The sequence below is a fragment of the Phormidium sp. CCY1219 genome (assembly GCF_055795085.1).
The window spans coordinates 1-9,372 of sequence record NZ_JAYFEQ010000458.1; the positions used below are offsets into that span (position 1 = coordinate 1).

Genomic DNA, 9,372 nt, shown 5'->3' on the forward strand with positions numbered 1-9,372 from the left:
GGGGAGAACTCCTCCCTACGCATAAATGACGAGGGTTTCCGTTCTCCCCCTTACCAACCCTAATTTCTGATGACAATCAGCATGGCAGTGGCCTAAAATTTACCTACTCTATAGAGACGCTTTTCGGCGTCTCTACTTTCCTTTTTTACCTACTGACCAGATGAGTTCTAACCCCCCTTTCCTCGCTCTTTCTCCCACCCTCCGCAGCGCTCTGTGGGAATTAATTCACCACTTGTTCAGTCCCTAATCTGGCGCTGGCAACTTGTTAGAGCAAAGGGTTGACAAAGAAAATGGAATCGGTTTTAATAATCTTATTTGTGTAGGCAGGGCTGATGTGCAATGTACAGATTGCTTAACAGTGCTGCCTGCACCACCGAGTTTCACGGACTATTATATCACAAAAAAATCTTGACTTAATTATCTGGGCTGAGCCAATCCGGCACGAACCACTTGACATCGAGGGTGTGGTGGTGTAGTGGGTTTCACCTGACAATTTAATTTTTAATTCCAACTGCAACCCGGTTGAGACATTGGCGGGGATGAAAAACCCACAGACCGACCCAAGCGATGCCACCAGGGATCGGCTTGGATTTGAGGTAACGTTTTAAAGCAGGTTCCATTGCGGTTTTAACAGATGAGGAATATTTTTCAACCTGTAGTGGGTTTTGTTTCCGACTTGCCCCTGTATCGGTGGGGCAGCGCCAGTTACTTGCACTCTGTCATCGGTTCCCTAGAGCATCTGCGTCCGGGGAGTATTTTGATGCAATGGGCAGAACCGATCGCCGCGTTACTAATCAGCATCCTGTTTGCCCTGAGTCCGTTTGTGTCCACAACCTTAATTGGGGTATTGCTGCTTGCTTGCGGCGGGTATTGGATGCTGATCAGCCTGTGCGACGATAGCCAAAGCGGTTTTACGCCAATTCACCTGTTGGTGTTGTTGTATTGGGGGATTGCCACAGTAGCCACCGCCATGTCCCCGGTGAAGAAAGCGGCATTTGTGGGGTGGACGAAGCTGACATTGTACTTGCTGCTGTTTGCCCTGATGGCAAAGGTACTGCGCGATCGCCGATGGCGCTCTAGGTTAATTACCCTTTACTTGCATATTGCCACATTGGTGAGCATTGAAGGACTGCGACAGTGGCGATATGGAGCCGATGCCCTTGCCACCTGGACCGATCCGGAATCCACCCTAGCGAAAGTGACGCGAGTGTACAGTTACTTAGGCAATCCCAACTTGCTGGCGGGGTATTTGTTGCCGGCGGTGGCCCTGAGTATTGCCGCGATTTTTGCGTGGCGCGCTCTGATGCCGAAAGCGCTTGCCATTACCATGACCGTGGTGAATTCCCTGTGTCTGATACTGACATTTAGTCGCGGCGGTTGGATTGGCTTTGTGGTCACCGGTTGCGCCTTAACCCTGATGTTGGGGTATTGGTGGAGCGTCAAACTGCCGCAACGGTGGAGAAAGTGGGCCATGCCCGTGGTGTTAGGGGCGATCGCCAGCGCCATGATTTTGGCGGTGATGTTTGTGGAGCCAGTGCGGATGCGGGTGGCCAGTATTTTTGCGGGGCGCGAAGATAGCAGTAATAATTTTCGGATGAACGTCTGGGCGGCGGTGTTGGATATGATTCGCGATCGCCCCATAATCGGCATCGGGCCGGGCAACGCGGCGTTTAATAAAATTTACCCCCTCTATATGAGACCGAAATACACCGCCTTAAGCGCCTACTCGATCGTGTTAGAAACGGCAGTAGAAACGGGATTAATAGGGTTAGCCGCTTTTGCCTGGTTGGTATTGCTCTGTATTTATCAGGGTTTGACCCAACTCAAGCGCCTGCGGGATGAGAATCGGGGTGAAGGATACTGGTTGATAGCTGCGATCGCCATTGTATGCGGAATGATGGCGCATGGGGCTGTGGACACAGTTTGGTATCGACCCCAAGTCAACACCCTCTGGTGGTTAGCCGTAGCGCTGATTGCCAGTTACTACACCCCGCCGCCCGGGCACTCGCACCAGGACCAATATGGGATGAGCGATTAGGAATGAGTCAACCAACTTATTCGAAAGTTTTCAATTCTTAATCGGTGGCGATTTTTTGCCCTTCCCTGCCCCTAGGAATCTTGATTTGCCCGCCTGAAATTCCGGTAATTACACCCTCAATGGGGGCGATCGCGGGCACCAAGTGTTTTTAGTTGGCGTCAGGATGTGCCGAAAGGATGGAGAAAGCATTATCCTTTTAGATAGGGGGAAATTTTGTTTGGACGCGCATCCACAACCACCCCCCGCAGCTCGTCCGCAGGGGACTCCCAACACCGACAAGCCCGATCGCCGCAGGGGTAGCCTGCACGCCGAATACCCATCGGAGTACAGCACTCGCCCGAAGCGCGATCGCTCAGACCTCGGTGGTGAAACTTGGACCTCCAACAACCATTCCTTTGTCAATCCCAGAACCAAAACCAGCCGCCAGTTTCACCACCCCTCGATTCCCTCATCTACCCTCACGGTTATCCGATGAGGTCTCCCCCAATCGGGAGAACCAGCAGGGTGCCAATCAGTTTCATAAAATTGTATTAACGACAACGAAAGAATGTTTGTAGCAGCCTCGTCCTCTCGGTAACAGCAGTTCAACCATTCCCTTGTAAAATAGGCAAGGAATGGCGGTCTAACCTCTAGAGACTGTTGAACCTTTGTTACCGTCGAGGCGTGCATCTCAATCGTTAAAAACTTCCTATGTCTAAGCCAGGTCAATCCTCCTTTCGCCGTATCCTGCTGTCACGGATTTTACTCCTCAGCGTTCCTGTTTTGCTATTAGGGGAGTATGTGACCTATAGAAAAGCTCGTTCTAGCCTTCTAGAAACCGCTCGCCAAAACCTCACCGAAAGCGCGATTCGCAAAGGGGAAAGCATTCACTCCTCTATCGCAGCGCTACAAGCGAACCTGTTAACCGCGAGCGAATCTACAGCCCTGCAATCGGGTTCTATAGCCGCCTCGCAACAATATATCGAGACATTGATAAAGCGCCTTCCCACGAAAGTGCAGTGCGTTCAACTGAATAATTTACAAACGAATGAAATTCTCGCGAGTACCTGTACGGATCGCGAAATCGATTTGCAACGATTAAATCTGTGGCAAGAAGCCACCGAGATTTTCCCATCCCAGGGTTCTGCGATCCAGGTCAAAACCGACATCCCAAACCCGGAAAATGGGCAAGAGCAAGGGGAACTCAAATTGTTTTTCAGCGCCCCCGTTTATGTGGGCAATATTAACCCCCTTTCCTCGGAAACCCTACCGCAGCCAGATTATGCCTTAACCGTCCAGTCTAGCGTAGGCCAGCGAGCCAGCGATCGCCAAATTCAACCCGGTTCTTTGACTGGCTATACGGTAGTGATCGACCAAGATGGCACCATTCTCGAACATGGGACGGAACCGGAAAAAGTCGGGCGCAACATTGACCAGGAAGTAGATGCACAGCGATTAAACAGTATCCTGTACAATGCGATGAACGATCGCCAAGCGTTTCTACACCTGTTTAACTTCGACCAACAAGGCAGAGAATTGCTCTCCGGCTATACGGCAATTCCCAGTCCCCTATCGGGGGGCGATCGCAAGTGGGTGATCCTCGCCGTTACTCCTCTAGACAACGCCCTAGCAGGACTCAAAGACATTCAAAATGTTTTAGTCACCCTCATCTTGGGTTTGTTGGCGGCAAATCTGCTCGCCACTCTCTATTTGACCCGAGACTTGGCACTACCGATTGAAAAACTGGAAAACTATGCCCTGAACATCCAGTGTCAATCCACCACAGAGCAGGTACCCCGCAACTTAAAAATCGGCGAGTTCGAGCGCTTGGCTGAAGCACTCAATAGTATGGTAGAACGCCTAAAAACTTGGGCAGAAGAGTTGGAAAACGCCTGGAAAGAAGCCAAAACAGCCAACCAACTGAAAAACGAATTTTTGGCAACGATTTCTCACGAATTGAGAACGCCGTTGAATGCAATAATCGGCTGCATTCGATTAGTCCGAGATGATTGCTGTGATGACCGCAACGAGGAAACCGAGTTTCTTCAAAGAGCCGACGATGCAGCCATTCACTTGCTCAATATCATTAACGATATTCTGGATATTTCTAAAATTGAAGCCGGTACCCTCTCGGTGGTTTTAGAACCGGTGGAGGTGAATCAGATTCTCAAAGAAGTGGTCGATCTACAAGAAAGTGCCATTCAGCAAAAGGGTTTGCAGTTACAAGTTAACCCCAATTCCCAATCCATTACGGTGGAAGCAGATCCAGCGAAGCTCAAACAAGCGCTGCTAAATTTAGTCGGAAATGCGATTAAATTCACCGATACGGGCAGGATTTCCTTATCGAGTTACATCGAAACTCCCATCCACCCGCTCAATTCTGACCCCGAATTAAATGGCAACAGCGGTGAGTTGGTGGTAATTGCGGTGCAAGATTCCGGAATTGGAATTGCCCCGGAACAACAGCAAAAACTGTTTCAGCCGTTTGTGATGGTGGACGGAACGCGAACGCGCAAGCATGGCGGAACGGGTTTGGGACTGGCGATTTCTCGCAACTTAATCGAACTGATGGGTGGAACCATTCGGCTACACAGTAAGGGAATTGGTCAAGGTACCACGGTTGAAGTGGCTTTGCCTGTGTTAAAACTCTGGTCGCGCGAGGAGTTAGAATCTGAGGGAAATGTGGAGGATCCGGAAGCAAAAAGGATTTCTGCCAGCCTGGATGAAGGGTGAAGTTTCATCGGTAGTCTTTCGTGCTTCATCCTTCTGGTTTTGTCTTGGGTGGCAAAACAATTAGTCTTGCCCAATGGCAATCGGTTGACCCCCTTGGCGAACAGATTCGCTTAACGCCTGCAAGATGACGACAAATTCGGTGCCGATCGCCCCTGATGCAATGGGTTCGGAACCCAGAGGGGAAAATGTGGCGGAAGTGCAGTTCTCGCCCACGCATCGGACGAAGCGATCGCAAACCCGCCCTAAGGGTTCGGCAGCTTCTACACTGACCACTTCCCGACTTAACCCGGTGGGAATGAGGCGATCGTTACTCGCTTCTACCTCTCCATGCTGAATCACCAACGGACTCTCGGCGGAGAGTTCGTCAAAAATTAACGTTCCTTTCGTCCCCACCACCGCCAACCGCCGCTGTTTATCCGGATTCAACCAGCACAGGTGTATGAAGGCGCGGAATTGATTGGGATAGGTTAAGGTCGCCATGACAAAATCGGACAACCCTTGGGGAAATAATTCGGCTTTATCCATCCGTTGCGGCGTTTCTTGCAGCCACACTCTGCCTGTGGCTTGGGCTTGAATGGGTCTTTGCCCCACCCAATTGTTGAAAATGGCGATATCGTGAATTCCTAAATCCCACAGGGCATCCACATCTTGACGAATCGGACCGAGATGGGTGCGGGTCGCATATCCATAGCGCAATTCTCCCAAACGTCCGGCATCTAGAACCTGTTTGCCTGCTTCCACTGCCGGGTGAAACAGGTAGGTGTGGTCGATAAACAGAACTCGCCGCTGTTGTTGGGCAAGGTGGCACAGTTCCCGGCATTCCCCTGAATCTAGGGTTAAGGGTTTTTCGGCGAATACGTGCAAATTCTGTTTGAGCGCCTCGGTAATCAGAGAATAGTGGGTGGAAGCGGGGGTGGCGATCGCCACGGCGTCTAGTGCCGGTAGCTGCTTCACCTCCTGCCAATCAGTGGCGAGTACCACACTCTCATCTAAGTTAAAGCGCGTACGCGCCGCACTCAACCGTTCCGCATGGGGGTCTACCACCGCCATCACCCGCGTTTGCGGATGTTCTAAAAAATTTCGTACTAAATGCACGCCCCAACGACCCGCACCTAAAATTGCAATCCCAATTTGATTTGACATTTATCGCTTTTTATGGTAATAGCTTTTCCCGCTCGAATCCGGGCGCAGCCACAATCCGGTGAATGGGCTGTGCCTCGCGCCGGGATGTTTGGGGCTGCCCGATGACAACCCCTGCTGCCTAGGCATGCCTCATCCACCCCCTACCATAAATTACCCGAAAACCTCTTTTTAAGGAATCGCCGATTCGGAACACAAGGATAAAAACGCCACCTTAGCCGCTGCTTGTTGCGCTGCTTTTTTGCTGCGTCCGCTTCCTTCTCCCTTGCGTTCCCCTTGTAGCCACACCTCAGCCTTAAATCGATGCGGACGACGCGAAAGCGGATGAATTTCGCGCACCCGATATTCCGGCAAAACTTTATAGTGCAGTTGGGTCCATTCTTGCAAGGCGTCTTTATAGTTGCGAAGTGCGGGATCCTTGCGGATGTCTTCGGCGAGCTGTTGGAAATGAGAATCCAACCAGGGACGCACCAGTTCCAAGGTGTGGGTACTCAGATAAAGCACCGCTAACAGGGCTTCAAACGCATCGGCTAAGCGCGACTGCTGACCGGAGCGATCGCCCGCCGCACTGGGCGAGAGCAGCAGGTAGCGCTCTAGCCCGTAGCTGGCGGCTATCTGAGCTAAAATGCGATCGCTTACCAACACGGATCGAATCTTCGCCATCTCTCCCACCCGCGCTGTGGGATACCTCTCTAACAAAAATTCTGACGCGGCGAGGCGCACCACTGCATCCCCCATAAATTCTAGCTGCTCGTAGTTCTCCTCTGATGAAGCACTCGGGTGGGTCAGCGCCAATTCCAGCAGATCCCAACGCACCGACACCGAATCCGGGAGTCCCAATTTTTCGATCAGCTTTTCTAGTTCCCGTTGGCGTTGCGGATAACTCACACTCATAAAACGTTCAAGTTAATTGCCAGCCTCTCGAAGTCCTTTCCCTCGTTGCTGACGCTCTAAAAATAAAAATAGGGAGAGAGTTGGACATAAGCCGGGTTCTGTTCCATTCACTGCACGCAATGAATGGGGCAGTTATCTATCTGGGACGCCTGTTACCAGACACCTCGAGCGGTTCTTAACTCAGCGGAACTGGTAAAAGACCAACCATAGTTCCTCCGACCTTGCTCCCAACCGGGGTTTACCGAGCCACGACCTCTCGATCGTGCTGGTGCGCTCTTACCGCACCTTTGCACCCTTACCTTCTTCACCATGTAAAGAAGGCGGTATGTTTCTGTGGCACTATCCTCACGGTCGCCCGCACTGGACGTTATCCAGCAAGTTCGGTCTTTCGGGAGCCCGGACTTTCCTCGGATTCGCGAAAGAATCCGCAACTGCCAAGGCCAACTCTCTCCCTACTCTCTATTTTAATCCTTCCCTGTGCTTTTCTCAAGGAAATTGCGTTTTTTTCTGACCAGATTTTTGGCGGCAAGTTTTGGTTTTGCTGTCTGGTGGGCACCTTCAGGCGCACCAGACGCAATTTTGCCGTTTGAGTTGCGATCGCCTCTCCAGTATTCTCCGGGCGATCGCTCACGTGAAAAAATCCCCCTTTATCCCACTCTCTGGTCAACGCAAATTCCCCCTATGCGGAGTATTTTTGGGCTGCTATTGCGCTGGGCATGAGTTCAAAATGTCTCTGGCGATTTTTCTTCCCCTATTTCTTTTTTTGGTTCCAAGGAAGGTTGGCGGTCCAGGGTAATTGTTTGGCAATAAATTCACAATTGAGGATATAAAAGGGATTCTGACTGGTTCGGGCTTCTCCCGTACCCACTCGCAACCCTAGGCGAATCGAAAACCTCGCTGTCGGTAGGGTTTTTTGTGAAGGGGATATCTTTTTTTTGGGATCGGGTTTTAATTTAGACAAATTCACTAACCCACCTACAGGTTTTAATGTCCCGATGCCAGGGTCGCGCTTGAGAGCGGATTCTGTAGTAAACTTTTCTTTTAAGGTTTTTCCCGGCGCGATCGCGCTAAAAACTTGCGAGGACAATACATCGAAGGTGGTACCGGGCGTCAGGCGCACGATGCGCTGCGCTCTTCCATCGGGATCGATCGCGCTGCTGGAGTCCCAGTCAATATAAATCGTCCGCTCGGATGAAGTGTTTTCTACACTTAGCTCCAGTTCTTGTAACTCGTCTAACTCGTAGCGATCGGCCAGTTTAAAGTTAATTTTCACCCAATTGTGGAGATTTTGGGCGTGCAGTTGTCGTTCTAGGGAGGCGCGCTCTAATTGAATCAAAAATTTGGCCTGGATTAGGGAGGAGAATGCGCGCAAGAACACGGTACCCACGCACAGCAGGTAAATGGTGATAATTATGGCGTCGAGTCCCGTCATTTTTCGTTTGCGCTCGGGAAATTCTTTCTAGGGCATTTCCGAAGTTGCAAGCGATCGCCCATTATCGACTATCCGTGGGTTGATAGTGGCTGCAACCTTTACAAGGTCCTTCGGGATTGACCGCACAGCGCAGGTAAGCAGAGCGCGCGTTAAAGCGACAGGTGACATCACCGGTCACTTCTCCCACTCCTTCTACATAATGGCGATCGTTCGGTAAGGGATGGCGCTGTGGAATTCTAATCATGGGGATTTCTTGAGCCGATCGCAGGCGCGCGCTGGCGCTGGCTTCGGCTTTTCGCATAAACCATACCGACAGCAACGGCGGCGTTATTCCCACTGCAAAAACGAGAAGTGTTTCTAACACGGCTATCACGGATTTATCGTCTTGGAAACGCGATGGATTCTCAAAGCATAGGTCTGCATTTTTCTCAATTTATGCCCTTTTGCGATGGGCATTTTATCCGTCTTGGACTTCGCAGGCAGCTTGAAAAAAATCCCGCTCGCAGAGCATGGCATAGCGATAGGTGGAATGCGCCATTGGAGTGGAGGCGGCATAGCGATCCACTAATTGTTCGAGCTGTCGGGCCAATTGCTCGAATTGCTCGTCCGAATAGGTGTGAATCCAGTCCGCATACTGGCGATCGCCAATCCCGTTGGCGGCGAGTTGTTGGCCTAAAAACGCATACAGGCGCATACAAGGAGCCATCGCCACCGCCGTTAGCCCCACTGACTGACTCCAGGCAGTTGCTAACAAAAAGTCAGTGTAGCGACGAGTTGCCACCCCCGGTTTAACCGCTTGAAAATCAATATTCCACTGTTTGGCATATCCTTGGTGCAGGTGAATCTCTGACAAAACGCCGCTACCGAGACGGTGAAAGACTTCAAAACTTTCCCAGTCGGGGGTTTTTGCGGCAGCAATGCTGTAGGCGCGGGCAAAGGCTTCGAGGAAAAACGCATCTTGCCCGACGTAGTAAGCAAACTGGTGTCGGGGCAAGTTTCCCCGGGCAATGCCTTGGACGAATGGATGTTCGATGCACTCCTGCGCCAAGTCTCGATTCGCTTGCCAAAGTTTGTTGGAAAGTGTCATCAGAAATTAGGGTTGGTAAGGGGGAGAACGGAAACCCTCGTCATTTATGCGTAGGGAGGAGTTCTCCCC

At 51.2% G+C, this 9,372-nt stretch carries 8 protein-coding genes and 1 other RNA gene; 3 read left to right on the forward strand and 6 right to left on the reverse strand.

Translation table 11 applies throughout. The annotated features are described in order from the left end of the window. The first annotated feature begins 634 nt into the window (after window positions 1–634). From AC0QH1_RS11115 to AC0QH1_RS11125, 3 genes are all read left to right on the forward strand, one after another. Window positions 635–2,038: an IctB family putative bicarbonate transporter gene (locus tag AC0QH1_RS11115; RefSeq protein ID WP_324631165.1), complete on the forward strand. Its 1,404-nt coding sequence runs from the start codon at window positions 635–637 to the stop codon at window positions 2,036–2,038. 217 nt (window positions 2,039–2,255) lie between these two features. Next, window positions 2,256–2,513, forward strand: coding sequence for a hypothetical protein (locus AC0QH1_RS11120; RefSeq protein ID WP_324631166.1), 258 nt, complete (start codon window positions 2,256–2,258; stop codon window positions 2,511–2,513). Window positions 2,514–2,728: 215 nt separating this feature from the next. Further along, entirely contained in the window at window positions 2,729–4,750 is a 2,022-nt protein-coding gene (locus tag AC0QH1_RS11125; protein WP_324631167.1) for a sensor histidine kinase, read from the forward strand. A gap of 60 nt (window positions 4,751–4,810) precedes the next feature. On the opposite strand, the gene AC0QH1_RS11130 is transcribed toward AC0QH1_RS11125, so the two are convergent. From AC0QH1_RS11130 to AC0QH1_RS11155, 6 genes are all read right to left on the reverse strand, one after another. Further along, entirely contained in the window at window positions 4,811–5,893 is a 1,083-nt protein-coding gene (locus AC0QH1_RS11130) for a Gfo/Idh/MocA family protein (protein ID WP_324631168.1), read from the reverse strand. A 168-nt stretch (window positions 5,894–6,061) separates the two neighbouring features. Then, the gene (gene rnc, locus AC0QH1_RS11135; protein WP_324631170.1) at window positions 6,062–6,784 is read right to left on the reverse strand and encodes a ribonuclease III; all 723 of its coding nucleotides are present in this window, start codon (window positions 6,782–6,784) and stop codon (window positions 6,062–6,064) included. Between the two features lie 72 nt (window positions 6,785–6,856). Then, window positions 6,857–7,232: RNase P RNA component class A (gene rnpB, locus AC0QH1_RS11140), an RNA gene on the reverse strand. A gap of 303 nt (window positions 7,233–7,535) precedes the next feature. After that, window positions 7,536–8,216 carry a hypothetical protein gene (locus AC0QH1_RS11145; protein WP_324631171.1) on the reverse strand — a complete coding sequence of 227 codons (681 nt, stop codon included), beginning with the start codon at window positions 8,214–8,216 and terminating at the stop codon, window positions 7,536–7,538. A 61-nt stretch (window positions 8,217–8,277) separates the two neighbouring features. Further along, the gene (locus AC0QH1_RS11150; protein ID WP_324631172.1) at window positions 8,278–8,580 is read right to left on the reverse strand and encodes a DUF6464 family protein; all 303 of its coding nucleotides are present in this window, start codon (window positions 8,578–8,580) and stop codon (window positions 8,278–8,280) included. 93 nt (window positions 8,581–8,673) lie between these two features. Continuing rightward, the gene (locus AC0QH1_RS11155) at window positions 8,674–9,303 is read right to left on the reverse strand and encodes a TenA family protein (protein ID WP_324631173.1); all 630 of its coding nucleotides are present in this window, start codon (window positions 9,301–9,303) and stop codon (window positions 8,674–8,676) included. Window positions 9,304–9,372: the final 69 nt, after the last annotated feature.

Bases quoted from the DNA above. Each gene is read 5' to 3' on its own strand.
- AC0QH1_RS11155 (WP_324631173.1), bottom strand. From the start codon at position 9,303: ATGACACTTTCCAACAAACTTTGGCAAGCGAATCGAGACTTGGCGCAG.
- AC0QH1_RS11130 (WP_324631168.1), bottom strand. From the start codon at position 5,893: ATGTCAAATCAAATTGGGATTGCAATTTTAGGTGCGGGTCGTTGGGGC.
- rnc (WP_324631170.1), bottom strand. From the start codon at position 6,784: ATGAGTGTGAGTTATCCGCAACGCCAACGGGAACTAGAAAAGCTGATC.
- AC0QH1_RS11145 (WP_324631171.1), bottom strand. From the start codon at position 8,216: ATGACGGGACTCGACGCCATAATTATCACCATTTACCTGCTGTGCGTG.
- AC0QH1_RS11125 (WP_324631167.1), top strand. From the start codon at position 2,729: ATGTCTAAGCCAGGTCAATCCTCCTTTCGCCGTATCCTGCTGTCACGG.
- AC0QH1_RS11115 (WP_324631165.1), top strand. From the start codon at position 635: ATGAGGAATATTTTTCAACCTGTAGTGGGTTTTGTTTCCGACTTGCCC.